Below are 19,824 nucleotides of genomic sequence, written 5' to 3'. Positions count from 1 at the left end.
GTACACTCGGCAATCCGTTTTGAACTCAAAGGAGACAGTCTCAGAAAAAATCATTAACTTTGTCGCATCAAAAGTGTCCCAGCCTCCTCCGGCGCACTGTCCCAGTCACCTCCGGTTTTTCCAAAAAAGTGCGTGTCAATATGGGACAAAAAGCAGAATGTAGTCTAGGTATTATGGATAGCCAGAGCGTACGCTGGGGCGATAATCGTTCTCTTAATGGTATTGATGGGAATAAGAAAATAAAAGGAGTCAAACGTCATGTAGTAGTGGATAAGAATGGTTTTCTATTGGCTGTCATGGTGACAATTGCCTGCGTACATGATAGTAAAGCGGCTTATTTATTAGCGAGATACCTTAGGGAGCTTTGTTGCAATATCAAAATCATATTAACCGATGCCGGTTATCGTGGGGAAATAGCGGACAAGATAAAAACTGCTTTTGGATATATCCTTGAAGTTGTGGTAAGTGGAGATAAGGTAAATGGATTCAAGCCAATTGGAAAAAGATGGATTGTGGAAAGGACATTTTCATGGTTTGACAACTATAGAAGACTCTGCCGAAACTATGAATGGACATTCGATTCGGCAGAGGAAATGGTGAAACTAGCATCTATTAGGATGCTATTGAATAAAATTTAAACAGGCTCTTAAAAAGACGACATTATTTTCTTGTTTAAAATATCCATAAGAGAATAAAGTCTCAATATGGGGATTATACCCAAGAAGATCAATCCTCATACTGTAATAAGTCTTATTTATCAATAAAAGAACAATCCTTATATTCACATCTGTCATTCTATTATTTCGTATTATATTGATATATCTCAACCCGGACACATCAGACAAGACATATTCATCATATATAATATTCTGAGAAGCATTCATACCATTAAATAAAATTAATATTATCACCAAACACTAGGCCCCTATGCTTTTATAGTATCTCACAGCTCCAAAAAACTTTTCAATACCAAATCTATTTGAAAACATGAATCACTATTTGTTCTAATAAACAATCCACTATTTTAATATTTTCACCATTCCTTTTTCATCATACATAAATTTTGCAACAGATATTTTTGTCTGTGTTTTATCAACCATAGACAAATTGCAATTAACATCTTTATCATTCAATACAAACATGTTATTTCCTTTTCTTTCTGTATAAAGGTAAAGACGTATGATTATTCAAAGAATCACAAAAAAATTATTCTTCATCAGTTGATCATATTGCAAACTAAAATCAATAGGAACAACAAATTTAACTATTACAGGCTTATACTTTTGCATGGCAGGAGTATCATATTTTATTAATCGAGCCACACGTAATGCATCCTGATCCAAATCCTCTCGTATTCCCCTAACAACAACATGATCAAACGTATTTCCCATCGTATCAATCATAAAAGAGATGAGAACTCGTCCTTCTATCGAACCACTCTTCACAAAGAACTGATAGTCAAGCGATTCATTACAAATACTTTGAGATCTCCTTCAAACAAAGGAGATCTAGATACATAAGTCACTAATTGCGCTTCCATATCATTTGAATATACAAAAGGAGCAACAACAAAAAATATTATAATTAGAGTTCTCATATTACCATCTTCTTGGAATTTTATACAACCAGTTTTTCTGAGGATATGAAGGACAATATCAAAAAAAATATTCTCATATTACTTATTTTACATATATCACAAACGAGTTACTTCTCAATACACCAAAAAGAGAAGATTTTTTTAGATATTTACGCTTAAATTCTACATCCCATTTAGGCCTAAAAAGATAACATAGATAAAACACATTTTCTCCTTTTAGAAAATATCTAGGATCAATAAATATAGAATACTTCGTTTCATATATTGCATTAGGAGAAAGGGGGTGTGTAAAATTTAAATCTATTTCACTATTTACTATATATGACTTATCATAATCTACACCAAAAGCTTTTCTCTGCTCCTTTTTCTCCAATACTAATCGGGCTATAGGATAAAATGTATACTTATTATTTGTAACATTTAAAAAAAAAGCATTTAATTGCAAAGAGTCTCCATATTGAACAGTATCTGTTACTGCAGAAATATTTAAACGTAAACAGTCTTCAATCCGCTGAGAATATACTTTACACAAATTTAACATAGAAACTAATATTAGAAATACAATTTTCACCATCTTCTCGGTATTTTATAAATTATATGCCAATGTTTTATTTCAAAATTAGTTATAGAATATCCATTTGGAGTAATTTGCGGCCCATAAAAACCAGCATTTGTTCCATAATCATTTATTCTATTTACTAAATCTTGCATACCATGTTTTGGATACAAACCTTGATTTTTATAATTATGCATATACACACTCCACTCTTCTGACCCTATTTCTATATTATCAAGTACACGATTTGCATATTTCCCCGATAATACATGACGAGAATGCATCCCCTCATGATCAGCTACAAATTTCAAATAATCATAATTCTTTTCGAAAGGAGCATCATGATAAAATATTTCTCCTGTTTGCACATTTGTTATTCCCGGATAATTTGCATTCTCGCCAAACAAAGGATTATTAGGATCATATTTCCCTTCAAACCCGAAATAATCAAGCGCATCCTGTTGCCAAACACCTCCTTCTGCCGTATATTTCCCTGCAGAAAAATCTTTAAACACACTTTGATTTGACTTGAATCCTTTTCCTTTAAACATATTCTTCATATTATCAGATGTTAATGTAGCAAATGATGCACCAGAAATACAACCCCATAATAGACCTTTTCCTACGCTTGTACCCCACAAAGCAGCATCTAAACTTCCAACTAATGCACCTTGGGCAGCTCCAAGACCTACATTTGCAGCAAAACTCATCCCTGCTCCGCCTATTGGTGCCATTAGCCCACCTACACCTCCTGTTATGGCACCTTTCCAAGCTCCATTCCAGAAATTCTGTCCCTGTATTGCACTTTTCACACCTCCACCAACTGCTCCTACCGCTGTACCTACAATCATTGCATCCAAAAAGATCCCAAATCCTGGTATCAAAGCCGTAAAAAGAAACTCTCCCGTTGGGTCTTTATACGATAACGGATTATTCATCGCATACGCATACCCATTATAAGCTTGCGTAAAATCCGGCACCTGGACAATGGGATCAGGGCTTAAGAAACGGCCTAACACAGGATCATACAAACGGGCATTCATATTGATCAACCCAAACATATCCAAATGTTCATGCCCTGTAAAACCTCGATCAAATTTCATCTCTGGCAGATCCGTATAATTATTCCAGTTCATAGCATCCCGTCTACGTCCCCAGGCATTAAAGTTCATACGTTGTACTTCATTACCCGAAGCATTCGTTATCAACCAGGGAGAACCCAAATGGTCAGTATGGAAATAATACATACCTGCATCAGATGCACCTTCCGTATAAACAGCTACTATTTCTCCACCAACGTAAATATAGTAATTTTTACGAGTTGTAGAACCTTTTTGGATTTCTTCATAAGGGCCGCTATAATATTTCGTGAATACAGTCGTGTTATTTTCTTTATATAGACTTTTTATTCGATAGTTTTCTGCTCCATAAGTTAGTGTATAAGTTTTACCTGACTCTGTTATCTCCACTGGTAGGCGAACACTATTATATGTGACAGATAAATTTGTTCTTGATAGTCCAAAACCATTACTTGGAGATAACCTACTGATAGCATGAGGATGATTTTCATCATAACTATATATTCCTGCATCCCATTTGTAGGTAATATTTCCGTTATCACTATATTCCACGTCTGTTATCACACGATTCAGATCATCATAGGTAAAATTATCTTCCAACGATTTAACCAAGTCCTTTCTATTCTTGATATTTCCACGAGAATCATTATTTTGATAAGCAATATCCAGCAAAGCCGTCGTCCCTTTTAAAGTACGAATGGATGTAGGTACACCGATTGTATTATATGCGAAACTTCCTTGCAAACCATTCCCTGATTTTATCGATAATGTCTGTCCTTTGGCATTTTCATCACTTTTCTGCCAGACAGTCGTAGCACTAGGCTGCCAGATTATTTTATAAAGGTCTCCATTGGCATATTCATATTTTATTGATTTAGAATTAGGATACGTCATTACTTCCAATTGACCTTTATTATTATAACTATATGAAAATTGGAACGATTTATTATCTATAGTCTCTGTTTTTGATTGTAATAGTCCATAATCGCCATACGTATATGCCGTTTTAATACCGCCACATGCGATTGAACTCACCTGTCCTTTATATTGGGAGTCATAACTATAAGTAAACGATTCTTGTCCTCTTTTATAAGTTTCCAGCAATCCATTATTGGCATATACAAATTCTTCGGTTTCACCTCTGGCATCCGTCTGCTTTTTTAAATTACCCCACCCGTCATATTCATAGGATATCGTTCCTGCATTCGGATCCTTCAATTCGGTTCTACGTCCTAACAAATCATATTTCATGGTAGAAGTAGTAGTACCGCAAGCCACTTTAACAGGATCTCCCGACGGGCCATACGTATAAGTTATTTTACCTCCCGGATCAGTTACTGATAGTAACTTTCCAGCCTTATCAGTCTCACGTACAATTGTGTACCCCTTCGTTCCATCATTAACCGTTGTTTGATTACCTGAATAGCTATAAGTAATTGTTCCTAAAGGAGTAATAACCTTGCTTATCCTACCATAATCATCGTACTGACTTGTATGATACTGTATGGAAGATGATGCACTCCCTGAAAAATGGGGCTCTGAAATTTTAATCGTACGACCTAATGCGTCATATTCCGTTGTTGTTAGAATTTCCTTATTTAAAAAGTTCTTGTGACTGGATTGTATTTCTCGTCCGGATGCATCATACCAAGTTTTTATCACTTGTCCGTCACCTGTTGTCTCTGTGCGTAGAACAACAGAGTTAGAAGGATTACCATTTGTCCAAGTCCAACTTATCGAAGCACTGTTTCCTGATGAAGAACTAAGTGTTTGTGTTTTGATTTTACCAAAGCCATCATAGCTATAAGTCGACTTATCTCCATTTATGTCTGTTCGAGAAGACAACAAGCCGGATACCGGTTCATAAATAAAAGATTCAACCTGTCCTAATACATCAGTATGAGTATTAATAAAACGCCCGTTTTCATAAGTATAAGATTCCTCACGGGAAATATTACCTACCGTTTTGTTTTTTGTTGCAACATTTCCATATTCATCATAGGTATAAGTAACCACCGATTTATAAGTAGACTGATTAGGCTCAACCGTTTGCGTATGCAACAACCCTGTTGTGCTGTAATAACTATAATCGACCGTATTTGTTTGCGAACTGTTATTAACCGTACTGACACTCACACTTCGTGTTAATAATCCGATAAGCCAGTCTGTCGTATTATTACTATATGTATTCGTTACTTTTTGTACATCTCCATTACCATACGTTGCAGTCTGAGTCAACAAATTCCCATAATCATCATAAGAATAATTTGTTGTTACTGTTTGAATAACCTTATTTGCAGTCGGTTCATAAGTTTGTTCCGTCACTGATGTAGGTTGATATACAAATGTCCCGTACGCATTTGAAGGCTTCGTTAAAGTATTTGTATAGTTTGATTGTGTCAATTTTCGGTTCGTCGGCGTATAGATTTTTTCTATACTTTTAATTGCCGCCTGATAATAAGTTTCTGAAAAACTCTGTGTAATCGTTGTTTTAACAGAAGTACTTAAATCATTCATTATTGTCTTTGTAAACCCCAGAAATCCACGTCCCCGTTTAAATACTTTTGCATTCTCGTAAGTATATGCAATACTGTTCGTCCCTCCAATACCATTACTTATACTAACCTCTGAAACCAATTTGAAGGGAGCTGTAAAAGACAAACTATCATACCCGGAAACAGTTGCACTCCCTCCTATTGGCGGAGTTTTTGTATATATGGAAGCATCCGACATTTTTTTATAGGAAATAGACGTCACATTTCCATGAGAATCTGTAGCCGATTTTAGTAAATTAGAAAACTCAGCATTCGGCATATACAATTGATACCCTTTCCAAGAATTAGGTGTGGATGTTACTAAAAATCCTAATTTGCCATCGCCTCTTGTGTCTAATGGGAAAAAGTTCCATTTGTCGGATCCGTATGTGTTTACACTCGTATACTCTTTAAAATTACGTCCGTTATCATATCCTATATAACAACGAAGGGCGCTCATATTGTCTGAAGTTTTATCAACAGCAAAAAAATCATCATTTCCGTCACCATTCAAATCACATACATAAATATCTTTAGAATAAGCATTAAATTTCTTGGGGAAAGAATAACTTTTAAATCCGGAACCGGTAGATAACAACGTTTGCCATTCACTCCATTCCATATCGTTCCAACCCGTCAGCAATAAATCGATTTTCCTGTCTCCGTTAAAATCGCCAAAACTTATTTTATGCTTTTTATTCGGAAAGGTTCCGGTACGGCTTCTATACAATGAACCGGCTCCGTTATTTTCCATATAGTCGTAACCATCGTCACGAAAATTAATCACTTCAGCCAAACCATCGCCATTAAAATCCCATACTTCCACCTGATCCCAATTCATCTCTGAAAGAATAGTACCCGTTTTAATTGTATTAAACGCAGTCAATGTCCCGTCAGAATAGCCGGACATACAAATTTTATAATCCACAGAGCCATTCTTCTCCTTATAATACACAAACAAGTCCATAGCACCATCCCCATTAAAGTCCGCTACACGAACTCCATGAGGACGTGATTCAGTTGTAATAGCAGGTACCGGCCCTGCCGTAAATCCATTCCCAGTACCATAATAAATGAAATAATTATAGTAAGTAACAGATGCCCTATTTTCGGATGTCTGATTTATTAACGTATCTGACAATGAAGCTAAAGGCAGATCGTTCCCGTTAAGAGATTTTGCAACAGTCTCCCGGCACGCCAGAAAGTCTGTAATACCATCTCCATTGTAATCACCGGGAACCGGCTCCTTATATCTTTCAGGAAGAGTTCCACTCCCCGAATAAGTGAGCTTATTTCCATCAGTATCCGCCAGAAACAATTTCCAGCCTGTCCAGTCGGCATCTTCCATCGGCGTTGCTAAAAGATCAGTTCTACCGTCACCATTATAATCTCCCAAAGATATATAGGCTTTATTGATGTAGTTCATGGCACTCGACGATTGATCGTATACCACCTGTTTGTGCTTAAAATCAGTATTTTTATACCAATTGAATACTATCGGTTTTAAAGTTTCATTATTCTGACCGGTAACTGTAATTTTTGACAAAAGATATGTAAAATCATTTCCGTCATAATTATAAGTCATGGTATATCTACGATAAAGCTCTGCTCCATAATAAATTCCAATTTCACTTAGCAGTTTAGTTTCCTCAAATTCACTTCCAGCTATATAGTTCAAGTTAACATCATAATTTCGACTCGTATAAGTAAACTTCACTGAACAATAAGGAACACGGTTCGTACTTCCCGTATAGCCTGTATAATCAATCTGCTTTAAACGGATTTCTCCGTTATCATCATTTTTTTCGTATGTATACGTATAATAATTCCCTCTACGATCTTTTACTTTATTGAGCATCCAAAATGCCACTTGATCTTTATGGGATCCTTGAGCATATAATTTGGAATCAGATGTATTACCATATTCCATAATCAAACCCTCTTTTGTCTTTACCTCAAAATAAGCAGAAGAAGTATTCGGTGATATAGTTTTTATTTGAGAGTAGGGATTCATTTCCGTTCGGTATTGATTCATCGACGCATCATACATTAAACGATTGCCGTCTAACATATATTTATCTGTATTATCGAACTTTATATCACTAATATAACCATTATGAAAAACAGTTGTATTGGCTCGCGTAATAGAAGATATAGCAGACAGTGAAAAACCCTTTCCCATAACACCATCTCCAGAAAAACTGTTATAGACAATGGAAATGTCTGGTTTTAATCCTGCCGTTCCAGAAGGAAGATCTACCGGTATATTATATGTCGCATTTCCAACCGGACCAATATCGAATGAACCGGATAAGTTCGATGTATTCTGAGCTATTACCTGTAAAGGTAAAACTATTAGTAACAATAAATAATATATGTATTTAGTCATCATTCTCGTTAATTAAATATCCGATTCAACAACACTCACTTGTCTCATTTCCCGATTACCGGATGCATCGTAAAAAAACTCAAATACGTATTGCAAATCTTCAGCCTTTATGTTTAAAATACTACCCAATTCTCCAACAAATAGACCATTCAATGTAACATCTCCAGGTGCAGAAAGTGTCAAGTTGCCACCATTTATAATTGTTACATTTTGTACAAACAAAGAATCACATCCCCAAACAGATATAACAGAAGAAACGTTCTTATCTTTAAATACACTGACACAACCATTTTTAACAACTGAAGAATGGTGGGATTGCGTATTTCTTACACTATCAACAACTGTTTGAAGCAAGATGTTATCCGTTGTTTTTTCCCCTTTGTTATCTTCCTTTGAAAAAATGGAGTCACAAACACCCCAAAAAAGAAAAAACGAGATACACAACTTCATGCATATGGACGACATATCTTTTCTTTTCATAAAAATCAATTTATAATTTTTTTCAGCGTATCCGCTTTTTGTCCGTCTACATATAATACATAGATAAACGTTCCCAAACCAATTTCGGACGGATTTATTTCTACAATATCATTTGGAGTTGTCAGGGTTATTTTCTTTAATATTCTTCCGGCAATGTCAAACACCTGTAAATAAGCATTGGAAAAAGCAGAAGGTAATATATAAGATACTGAGGTTCCGGCTCTGTTATATAATTTCGCACCTTCGACTACATTTATATTATTTGTAGAAGTTGAACGTAACATAGATTTGGTTCCTTCAGGTAAAAGGCTCCGCAGATTTTCTATCTCGTTTTGCTGATCTTGGATGGTTTGTTGCATTTCTTTAAGGCTTTCTACAATAAGAGGAATAAAACCTGTATAGTCAATAGACTTGATGCCATTTTCATCAGTCCGGACAAGTTCCGGTAAAACTTTTTCAACATCCTGTGCTAAAAAACCGATCCTCTTACGACTTGCTTCTTCTGCTTCTTTCCTTTCTATTTCACTTTGATAAAGTTTGCCCTGAATCTCCTTTTCCGTCAATGCGGCATTAGTTGATAAATCGGAATTGGTATTCTTTTGTGTAGACAGGTCTTGGGAAAATTTAGATCCATCCGGTTCACGATATTTATTAATTTCAGAAAGCTTATAATTATAGCTGACCCCATTTAATTGATCTATAATACCTAAAGTGTTTTGAAGTGACTCTACATTCTCTTTCAGACGGGCATCAGATGTGATATTGACTCCATTTACCCGAAGATTCGTATTAAAAACGAAGTTGGCATTGACTGAGGGATCATAAGAGGCTATAACCGTACTCGCTTGCCCATTTGAAGTCATATATATACCTTTTTTACCATGTAACCAAAGCTGGTCCGTATCACTTGTTCCGTATTCTCCTAAAAAGACATTCCAACCATTTGCGTCATATTGGCCAAAATCACCAAACGTCAGTTTTGAACCTGAACGCATATCTCCATAAGGTCCAAAAACTTGCATTGTCGTGACATTCTTAACATCTTCGTTTCCCTCTTTAAGAGTTCCAACCTGAACACGACCATTTTGTAATAATCTCAACTGAGCGTTTAAAGAGAAGCACAAACAAGTGATAAAAGCAATTAAGAGATAAGTCTTTTTCATTTCCGATGAGTTTAAAATTTTATTATAAAAATATGTTATATATCTTACTAAGTAAATATTTTATACTCTACATTTATCAAACCTGCCGTTATGGTTATCATATCCTATATTTCATGTAACAAAACGGATCAAAAAAACAAAGCGCGACGAACGCTATATTAGCTAATTCGCCACGCTTTGTTTTTTAGAATTCGTTATCCGCCTATTTTAAGAGATCACTTACACATCTCATTAATCACCGCAATCAACTCGCCGCCGATCTCTTCAGCTTCTTTCATTGTGTGAGCCTCGGAATAGATACGGATGATCGGTTCGGTATTACTTTTACGGAGGTGAACCCATTTGTCAGGGAAGTCGATCTTTACACCGTCGATATCAGTGATATCATACTGAGCAAATTTTTCTTTCACCTTAGCCAGGATTGCATCCACATTGATCTCCGGAGTCAGCTGTACTTTCTGCTTGGAGATAAAATACGGAGGATAGCTGGCACGTAATTCGCTTGTTTTCATTTTCTTCTTTGCCAGATGAGTCAGGAACAAGGCAATACCAACCAAGGCATCACGACCGTAATGGCTGGCCGGATAGATCACACCACCGTTACCTTCACCACCAATCACAGCGTTTGTCGCTTTCATCTTAGTAACAACGTTTACTTCACCTACCGCAGCTGCATTATATTCGCAACCATGAGCACGGGTTACATCACGTAACGCACGGCTTGAACTCAGGTTACTTACCGTATTACCCGGCGTATGACTCAATATATAATCGGCTACTGCCACCAATGTGTACTCTTCGCCAAACATTTCACCATCTTCGCAGATAATAGCCAAACGGTCTACGTCCGGATCGACAACAAAACCGACATCCGCTTTAGCATGTTTCATCAGGTCTGAAATCTCTGTCAGGTTTTCTGGAATAGGTTCCGGATTATGAGAGAAATTTCCGTGAGGAGCACAATGCAGTTTAAAGATTTCCTTCACACCCAAAGCATAAAGTAAATCCGGCAAAACAATACCACCCACTGAGTTTACAGCATCAATAGCCACCCGGAAGTTAGCCGCTTTAATCGCTTCTACGTCTACCAGGTCAAGATTAAGTACACTCTCGATATGTTTCTGTTTATATGTATCGTCAACGATCACTTTTCCCAAATGATCCACATCGGCAAATTCAAAACTTTCAGAAGCTGCAATATCCAAAACTTCAGCACCTTCGGCTGCATTCAGGAACTCTCCTTTTTCGTTCAACAACTTCAAGGCATTCCACTGTTTCGGATTATGGCTGGCAGTCAGGATAATACCACCGCAAGCACCTTCCATAGCAACGGCTAATTCAGTAGTCGGGGTTGTAGCCAGGTCGATATCGACCACATCAAATCCCATACCGGTAAGCGTACCCAAAACCACCTGTTTTACCATCGGGCCGGAGATACGGGCATCACGTCCTACTACGATTTTGTTTGTTGTAACTGTCGTGTTTTTTCTGATGAAGGTAGCATAAGCTGCCACAAACTTCACAATGGCTAACGGATTCAATCCGTCTTCCGGTGCTCCGCCTATTGTACCGCGAATACCGGAAATAGATTTAATTAGAGTCATAAGTATGTTAGATTATTTTTCGAATGTATATTTTACTTTACTAAAATAGACAGGCATATAGCTACTTTGGAAATAACTACCCATTCTCTTAAATGGAACGATCATTTTGACAGTGGCTCCCTCTCCTACATGGTATAAAGCTGTAGCCAACCCTTCGCCTACAAATAAATCCGGATCATAACTTCTGTTATCCCCCGAATAGACATTATAACCGAATATAAATTCTGTAGGGAATCCCCAAATATTATTATATCTGGAAGATAAATTATCAACCAACATTTGTGCAGTATCCGTATCCATGATGTTATTAGCTATGAAACGACATAAAACACGGGTCGTACCCAACGTTGCCCGATTTCCATTACCTGAGTCAATCACATTCAGATACACATCATTATCCAACTTCACAAATTCATTTTCCTTAAAAACACCATCTGACGGATAGTGCTTAAGAATCTTAAATCCTTCACGATCAATCAACCGATCAATCGCTTTCCTCTCGTCCTTCAAGTGCTCAGTGTACGACTTCGTCTTATCGCATGACACCACCATCAGGGCTGCACACAAAATCATCAGGATACAAAAACCTTTCTTCATCTGTTATTCTTTAATGTATAAATGAGCGACAAATGTAAATAATATCTGCCATATCTCAGGCAAGTTTCTCTATTTCTTCTGTTTTATTAGGATTAAATTCTTTTAATCCCTTCTCAAACGTAGCTACGGCATCCTCCAAAGAGCCGAAAAACTCTCCCCCCGACGCATTTTTATGACCACCGCCATTAAAATACTGACAAGCAAACTGATTGCAAGGGAAATCACCTACCGAGCGGAGGGATACTTTAATGTAATCCCTATCTTCACGGATAAAGACACTAAAAGTAACTCCTTCGATGCTCAACGGCATATTGACAAAACCTTCCGTATCACCTGTTTTGTAATGGAACCGGTCCAGTTCCTCCTTTGAAAGAGTTATCAAAGCCGCATGATGTTCCGGATAAATCTTCATCTTTTCATACAAGACATATCCCTGCATCCGTAACCGAGATTCGGAATATACCTGGAATACTTTACGATATATCAGATCTTTGTCTATACCTTTCTTTATCAACTCACTGACAATCGTGTAAATCTCCGGTTTATTGGAGTTATAGGTAAAAGAACCCGTATCCGTCATCATTCCGGTATAAATACATGCCGCCGCCTCTTTACTCATTAGGTCGAACATCCCCATACGACAGATAAAACGGAAAATCATCTCACTCGTTGATGACATTTCCGGATACGACATTGTTACGCGACAAAAGTCAGCCGGATTCAGATGATGATCGATCATCACCTTACGCCCTTCCGATGCAATAACCGCAGGCGCCAGTTTCTCTATGCGTTTGGGTTCATTAAAATCCAGACAGAAGATCACATCTGCATCATGGATCAGCTGTTCCGCAAAATCAGGATACTTTTCATGTATCACAATATCTTTCGCCCCCGGCATCCATCTGTAAAATGACGGAAATTCATTCGGGACAATAACCGTTACATTGTCTTTACCGTAAGTAGTAAGGAAATGGTATAACCCCAAAGAAGAACCGAGAGCGTCACCATCAGGAGTAACGTGGGTTACAATAACAAAACTTTCGCCTTTCTCTACGTATTTCTTGGCTTTCTGAATTTTCTCTTCGTGAATGATTTTTGTAATCATATATTATCGTTGTTTACAGTGACAAAGGTACTACTTTTTTACGTTCTATGCAGTAAAAAAACGTTCAATAAGCAAATCAAACAATATAAATAACAATAGAAGCAAGCCGGCAAAAAGGACTCCCGGACGCCTGGTCTTCGTAAATAACAAGAAGGAAAGAATGGAACCATACCCCAATATGGTCAATAGTAAATCGATACGCCCATAAAAGACCGCCTCCTCTACACGGCTAAAAGCATCGACAATCCAAAACAATGTATGCGTTAGCTTTTCTACGAATAATTGTAATAATCCGTAACCCGGAATGCCTACAGGAAGCAATAACCAGATCAGTCCGGCCGGAATAAGAAAGGTAGCCAGGAACGTCAAAGGTAAATTGGTACACAGGAAAACTAACGAGAACTGCCGGAAATAATACAAACACAGCAAGGTTGTCCCAGCTTGGGCAGCCAATGTTACCGTGATCCATCCCCAGGGTATCGCAATAACAGGATTCCTCACTACGATAAGATTTTGCAGACGAGGTTGCAGATATAAAATAGACAATACAGCCAGATAACTCAGTTGAAAACCAATATCAAACAGATATAACGGATTGAACACCAACATACAGAAAGCCGCAGCAGCCAACGTATTATAACCGTCAGTCATCCGCCTGAGTACCCTCCCCGTGAGATAAAGCGTCAGCATCAAACCGGCACGTACAGCCGATGCTGCCAGTCCGGTAATAACCACGAAACTCCAAAGCAGACAAAGCATCAACAGGTATCTCAGCCAACTGTAAAAACTATTCTTTGGCAAAAAAGAAAACAGCAAAGAAAGGAATCCGCAAACAACAGCCACATGAAAACCGCTTACAGCCAGTAGATGTGCTACTCCCGTAACAGAAAAACGTTTCCTCACCTCGCGATCCATCTCTTTACGATAGCCGAGGGTAATAGTGGCCAACACAGACTTTTCCTCTTTCGACAAATTCAGTCGCTCAAAAGGCTCCAACAAACGTTCCTGTCCTTTCCCGCCCAGTTCCATTAAAAGCGATGTTTCACTGCTATCTCCCCTCTCCTGCCAATAAGCTGTCCGTTGTATGGAAAGACTAAGTAATAAAGACAGAAACACTGCGCCCCAAACCCAGCGCAATTCATAATTGCCACCTCCGGACTCTACCTTCGGAACCAGATAAGAAAGTGCCACAATCAATAATGAAATGATAATCAACAATAGCGAGACAACGCTGCAATCGAAGAAGGCCTGCAACAAGATTCCGGTTATCCATATGAAAAGCGGCCTGATAAACGGCCGCTTTTGTATTTCTTTTATTATCATACAAAGGTCGGTTTTGGTTGGTTATCTATCTTCTCTACATTTCTTTCAATTCTTTTATCGTTCGTATCGGATCAGGAGAACTGAAAACAAAGCTACCGGCAACCAGCACATCGGCACCGGCTTCCAGCAAACGCTTCCCGGTTTCCAGATTCACACCACCGTCCACTTCTATTAAGGTATCCAACCCTTTTGCCCGGATCATTTCTTTTAAACGGGCCGTTTTATTGACCGAATGTTCAATAAAACGTTGTCCGCCGAAACCGGGATTGACCGACATCAACAATACCATATCAAGGTCCTGGATAATATCTTCCAGCAGGCTGATCGGCGTATGCGGATTTAAGGTAACGCCCGCCTTCATACCGGCTTCCTTTATCGCACCGATGGTACGATGCAAATGGGTACAAGCCTCATAATGAACATTCATCATATAAGCGCCAGCCTCAGCAACCTCTTTGACAAACTTCTGAGGTTCGACGATCATCAGATGCACATCCATCGGCTTCTTCAGGATGGGCTTTACCGCATCCAGCACCGGAAAACCGAATGAGATATTCGGAACGAAAACACCATCCATAATATCCATATGCAACCAGTCCGCCTCACTGTTATTTATCATTTCGACCTCTTTTTGCAGGTTCAGAAAATCGGCAGCCAGCAAAGAAGGAGCAATCTTATGTTTCATAATTTCAAGTCTTTTGTGCAAAGGTACAAAAAAAAGAAAGAGAACACTGCGCAAGTGTCCTCTTTCCTTCAATTTCTTAGTTCATCACATAACCACCGAATTCCGGTTGCAGCGCAGGTTCCACATGGTAACTCCGTGCAAACTGAGACAGGAAATCAAGCGTTTGTCTGCTTGGTGTACTCTTCTTCTCGTTCCGGTTCTTTTTAGTCTTATCCTTCAATCCATCCATACATTGAGTAGAAAATCTCTTCATAGGCATCCCCTTTTTAATCGTTTGATAATAAAACGGGAGAATTTTCTACTTATTATATGAACCGAAGAATATTTTTATCTGATTATGCCATAGACAACTCAATACGGTTCTCATCTGCCATACGGCGCATGTTCAGGATAGCATAACGCATACGTCCCAAAGCCGTATTAATGCTGACACCGGTGATATCGGCAATTTCTTTAAAGCTCAGATCCTGATAATAACGCATTTCCAGTACTTCACGCTGGCTGTCGGGTAAATGTTTCACCAACTTCTTCACATCCGACAAAACCTGGTGGCGCACGATGTTATCTTCAATCGTTCCGTCACAAAGTTTAATATTATTGAACAGATCCACTTCTACCTCATCGTTGGACACAGTATTCTCACTGCGTTCCTGACGGAAGTTATCAATGATCAGATTATGTGCAATACGTGTAATCCAGGCTTTAAACTTACCGTTTTCGGTATAACGGCCCTGTTTAATAGTCATGATCACCTTAACAAAAGTCTCCTGAAAGATATCTTCTGTTAACTCTTTATTGCGGACTATAAAGTAAATGTAGGAATGGATACTGCTCTTATGACGGTTCAACAACACATCAAACGCAGTATTATCACCTTGCGCATAAAGGACGACCAGTTCTTCGTCGGTCATCGATTTTAAAGTCTTCATTACTTCTATGTTTTATAGTTTCTTTGAGTAATGTTTATGCTATAGGCAATGAGGTTTTAAATGTTAGACAATTTTGTTTTCGAAAACAAAAGAACAAAAAGTATTTTAAACAGACAAATATTTCTGTTATTTTTATACAAAAATGTCCCCTGCCTGTACGTTTTATGTACAAACAGGGGACATTTGGTAACAAACTATATTTTTAGAACTTATACCCCAAAGTTAAAGCAACCTGCGTTGTTTTTGTCTTTAATGAGGCTGGATCGGATTTAACAACTACCCCCTTATCCAGCAACTCTTCAAGCTTACTAACCCCTGCCTGGTAAGTACTAGAAAAAGCATAGGCATCTTCTTTATACACCCGATAAACGCAAGCCAGGTCCATGTAGAAATTAGGAGTAAAACGATAGCCTAAACCGATAGAATAGGAATTGGTTCCTTTATCTACTGTATAATTAGGGATGGTACCAGCAACACCTACTGCCTGAGTATAAAACTCTCCCTTTTCATTTAACGGAGGAATTCCATCTTTTAAATGATCTTTCATCGGAGAAGTCTTCCATAAAGCTCCAGCACGAACAGAGAACTGAGGAGTCACCTTATATTCTGCACCTACTTTTAAAGTTCCTGACATTCCAAAATCTTTTTTGATATCATTGGTTGCAGACAAATCAAATCCATCCAAATCACTTAAATTCATCCTCTTGTAATTTGTCAACTCATAGTCTGCACTTATCAGAAAGTTTTTACCTACACCTGCGACACTGAATATCCAACGGTCAGGAGTACGAAAATGATAATCTCCCGCTTGATAATCCGGAGTATTTTGCACATTCATCTCCACATCATTTATAACAGCTTGCGCCGAACCATGAAAATAATCCGTCAATTTATACCAGGTAGGAGAATTATAAGCAACCCCCACCCTCAGGAAATCTACCGGACGTACTATTGCTCCGATATTAAAAGCATAGCCGGTACCGTCAGTCGACAATCCATTATCCAACCATAATAAATCTTTCTGAGTAAAATCTTCCTGATATTTTGTAGTAAGATTATAATCCATATCAGTTATGGCCACAGTAGCTCCCAAAAAGAAACGATCAGAGATATTAGTTGCAAATGAAATATTATATTGGCCGATCGACCCTTTCTCATTCACAATCAAATCCACATTTTGTGGACTGTAAGGAGCCCATTCGCCTGATTCTTGTACTCCACCAAAAGCAGACCGATACACTCCGTCCCCAGCCGGATCAATAATATTTGCATTATATCCCAATACAGGCAACCAAGGCATCCCACTATTAGGATTATATGGATCATAACCCGTATTTTTCGAATAAGTCAAATCTTTTTCCGAATACCCGAATGCGAGATCCGCTATATAATCAGCCACCGAAAAAGGCTGCGATCCATTCATCCTGTAAGAACGGTTGAAACTCTTCACCCGATTATAAGAAATCCCGATATTCCATCCAACTATTCCTTCATCATTACCCGTCGGGAAATAACCGACATAAGCTATATTATCAAAGTTGAATCTTGTCTTGTTCTTATCAACCTTCGAGCCGTTCCAGTCCGTGCTCGCTTTAATAGAGGAAAGACTTACCGTAGTCACCACTTCCGAACTACGATATATCCCCAACCCTGCCGGATTAGTAGACATAGACGATATATCACCACCTAATGCACCAAAAGCTCCGCTCATACCTAAATAACGGGCAGTTCCGTTCAAATCAGTCTGAGACATTTTGTACGCATCCATTTCACCCTGTGCATATGCAATACCACCGGCTAGAAAAAATGCCGATATAAATAAGCACGTTATTCTTTTCATCGTTTCTGTTATTTTTCTAATACATTAATACATAAGGGCACAAGTACGAATACCGGCCCTTATACTAAATATTATCTCATTTCATTTATCTACGTCCACCGGATGAACGTCCGCCGCCACCGCCACTTGAACGGCTACTGCTTCCGCCACCACTACTGTAGGAACCGGAACTGCGACTACTACTGCTGCTTCTTGACGGTGCAGAATAGGTACTCTGACTTCTGGTTGTAGCAGGACTACTACTATTATAACGCGGAGAACTGCTTCTGGTTGTTGGCGAAGACTGTATTCCCGAAGAACGAGACGACGAACTTCCTATACCACTTGAACTACTACGAGTGGAAGGACGTGTACGAACTGTTGCTTCCGACTGTACCCGGTTCGAAGTTGTTCCCCGGCTTGAACGGATGCTGCTTGCTGCTCCTCTAGTTGAAGATGAAGATGTGGAAGGACGCGAATAACGATCCGAACTCGTTCTGTTGGAACTTGTACGACTACTTTCACTTCTCAAAGATGTTGCACGGTTGGAACTTCTATAAGACGACGACCTGCTTGAACCGGAACTGTAGCGATTGGAAGATGCTCTTCCTGCTGTATAGCGGCTTGACGTCGAACGTCCTGATGATCTGTAATTGTACGGACTGGAATAATAATGGTGGTGATGGTGTCCCCAATAACCTCCATAATATCCGCCATAATAACCACCCCAGTAACCCGGGCCGTAATAGCTCCATGACGGACCGTACCAAGGACTGCTCCAACCGGCGTAGAAGCCACCCCAGCCCCAACCGAATCCCCAACGGGGACCATACCAGGAAGAGTACCAGGGATTGTAACTATAATACCAGGGATCATACCAACCGGAATACCACGGAGAGTATCCCCAACTATTACCCATGTTTATATTTACATTCACATTGGTATTACCGTCCGAGTAATCGGTATCATAACCATAACTGTAATATCCGTCACTCAGATACAGATCGACTTGGTCTGCACCGGCAATCGTGATCTTACTCGGTGAATGATAACGTACGATACGTTCGGTATATTCATTATCCGAACGGCGTTCCGCTTTCTTCGTAACTTTCTGATTATCATCAGGTAACTCTTCGATATAAGTACCGTCCGCTTCGTCCAGATCCTCATCATAAGGTTCCTCAACGTCAACAGATGTATATCGACGATTATATTCATCCACATCTCTATCTTTATCAAACGCCGGATGTGAATCCGAAGCCGATGCCAATACAATTGCAGATGAAGACTCCGTTGCTTTTTCTTTTTTGGGCTGTATAACCTTCTCTTCTGTTTTTTCTTTCTTTTTTTCTTTACTTGAAGAGAAATACACATCATCAAAGAACTCCTCCTGGGCTGCGGCACTGAAGCCGACCAGAAGCATCACCACTAAAGATGTTAATTTCATGGGTTTCATATTCGTTTCTCCTCTACATTAATATATTTATTCTACTGTTTAGACTACATATCCGTTGCCGGGTTTAAGATCATATCCTTAAATAAGAATAAAAACTACGCATTCTATTTACAAATATAACGCGTTCCCAATAAGTTACAAGCGTTTATATATACTTTAACTATAAAAAACAACTTATTCTGAAACAATGCTACAAAATAGGAATCACAGACAACAAGAAATAACCATTCTGTATAAAAGCACATGGTTTATATACTTAAGTAGATGCAACAAAAGACACAAACGCTGCAAAACCAATTCCGAATCAATGATAAAAACACATCCTTGGTAAAATCTGTTTCATAGTAATGGAACAGTTGTTTCATTATATAGAAACACTTGTTTCTTTATGATGAAACAGTATCGTAAATACATTCGGGGAACTATTAAAATGAATTGGTCTCTTTTGTTATATGTTCAAAGATAAATCGTATATTTGTCCTTTGGTTTAAAACCTTGTAAACTGTAT

At 38.5% G+C, this 19,824-nt stretch carries 15 protein-coding genes; 1 reads left to right on the top strand and 14 read right to left on the bottom strand.

Translation table 11 applies throughout. From position 1 onward, the window contains the following. Positions 1–140 precede the first annotated feature (140 nt). Positions 141–638 (top strand): transposase, encoded by a 498-nt coding sequence (locus NBH15_RS21720; protein WP_250823534.1) that lies wholly within the window; start codon positions 141–143, stop codon positions 636–638. A 549-nt stretch (positions 639–1,187) separates the two neighbouring features. Here the strand turns inward: NBH15_RS21720 and NBH15_RS21715 are convergent. From NBH15_RS21715 to NBH15_RS21650, 14 genes are all read right to left on the bottom strand, one after another. After that, positions 1,188–1,445, bottom strand: a complete 258-nt coding sequence (locus tag NBH15_RS21715; protein WP_350472289.1) for an energy transducer TonB — start codon at positions 1,443–1,445, stop codon at positions 1,188–1,190. 234 nt (positions 1,446–1,679) lie between these two features. After that, positions 1,680–2,171, bottom strand: coding sequence for a hypothetical protein (locus NBH15_RS21710; protein WP_250823532.1), 492 nt, complete (start codon positions 2,169–2,171; stop codon positions 1,680–1,682). After that, entirely contained in the window at positions 2,165–8,158 is a 5,994-nt protein-coding gene (locus tag NBH15_RS21705; RefSeq protein ID WP_250823531.1) for an FG-GAP-like repeat-containing protein, read from the bottom strand. The genes NBH15_RS21710 and NBH15_RS21705 overlap by 7 nt, the downstream gene beginning before the upstream one ends. A 9-nt stretch (positions 8,159–8,167) precedes the next feature. Beyond that, entirely contained in the window at positions 8,168–8,635 is a 468-nt protein-coding gene (locus NBH15_RS21700) for a hypothetical protein (RefSeq protein WP_250823530.1), read from the bottom strand. Positions 8,636–8,640: 5 nt separating this feature from the next. Then, a complete protein-coding gene (locus NBH15_RS21695; protein ID WP_250823529.1) occupies positions 8,641–9,798 on the bottom strand; it encodes a tail fiber domain-containing protein in 1,158 nt (385 codons plus the stop codon). A gap of 215 nt (positions 9,799–10,013) precedes the next feature. After that, entirely contained in the window at positions 10,014–11,402 is a 1,389-nt protein-coding gene (glmM, locus tag NBH15_RS21690) for a phosphoglucosamine mutase (RefSeq protein WP_250823528.1), read from the bottom strand. Between the two features lie 12 nt (positions 11,403–11,414). After that, complete coding sequence (gene bamK / locus NBH15_RS21685; protein WP_250823527.1) at positions 11,415–11,999, bottom strand: BamK family beta-barrel-assembly machinery protein; 585 nt, start codon at positions 11,997–11,999, stop codon at positions 11,415–11,417. A 55-nt stretch (positions 12,000–12,054) separates the two neighbouring features. Then, positions 12,055–13,104, bottom strand: a complete 1,050-nt coding sequence (locus NBH15_RS21680; protein WP_048315739.1) for a DHH family phosphoesterase — start codon at positions 13,102–13,104, stop codon at positions 12,055–12,057. 45 nt (positions 13,105–13,149) lie between these two features. Further along, positions 13,150–14,427, bottom strand: coding sequence for a ComEC/Rec2 family competence protein (locus NBH15_RS21675; protein WP_250823526.1), 1,278 nt, complete (start codon positions 14,425–14,427; stop codon positions 13,150–13,152). Positions 14,428–14,461: 34 nt separating this feature from the next. After that, entirely contained in the window at positions 14,462–15,112 is a 651-nt protein-coding gene (rpe, locus tag NBH15_RS21670; protein ID WP_010802573.1) for a ribulose-phosphate 3-epimerase, read from the bottom strand. A 76-nt stretch (positions 15,113–15,188) separates the two neighbouring features. Beyond that, on the bottom strand, positions 15,189–15,365 hold the full coding sequence (locus NBH15_RS21665) for a hypothetical protein (protein WP_007658566.1): 177 nt from the start codon (positions 15,363–15,365) through the stop codon (positions 15,189–15,191). An 82-nt stretch (positions 15,366–15,447) separates the two neighbouring features. After that, on the bottom strand, positions 15,448–16,041 hold the full coding sequence (locus NBH15_RS21660) for an RNA polymerase sigma factor (RefSeq protein WP_007658568.1): 594 nt from the start codon (positions 16,039–16,041) through the stop codon (positions 15,448–15,450). Between the two features lie 202 nt (positions 16,042–16,243). Further along, positions 16,244–17,881: an OmpP1/FadL family transporter gene (locus NBH15_RS21655; protein WP_046147523.1), complete on the bottom strand. Its 1,638-nt coding sequence runs from the start codon at positions 17,879–17,881 to the stop codon at positions 16,244–16,246. Between the two features lie 85 nt (positions 17,882–17,966). Further along, complete coding sequence (locus tag NBH15_RS21650) at positions 17,967–19,307, bottom strand: hypothetical protein (RefSeq protein ID WP_250823525.1); 1,341 nt, start codon at positions 19,305–19,307, stop codon at positions 17,967–17,969. Positions 19,308–19,824: the final 517 nt, after the last annotated feature.

It is taken from the genome of Parabacteroides caeci (assembly GCF_023656795.1).
In the GTDB taxonomy this organism is placed as follows: domain Bacteria; phylum Bacteroidota; class Bacteroidia; order Bacteroidales; family Tannerellaceae; genus Parabacteroides; species Parabacteroides segnis.
Note: the sequence above shows the minus strand (reverse complement) of the source record. Positions and strands in the feature narration are given on the sequence as shown.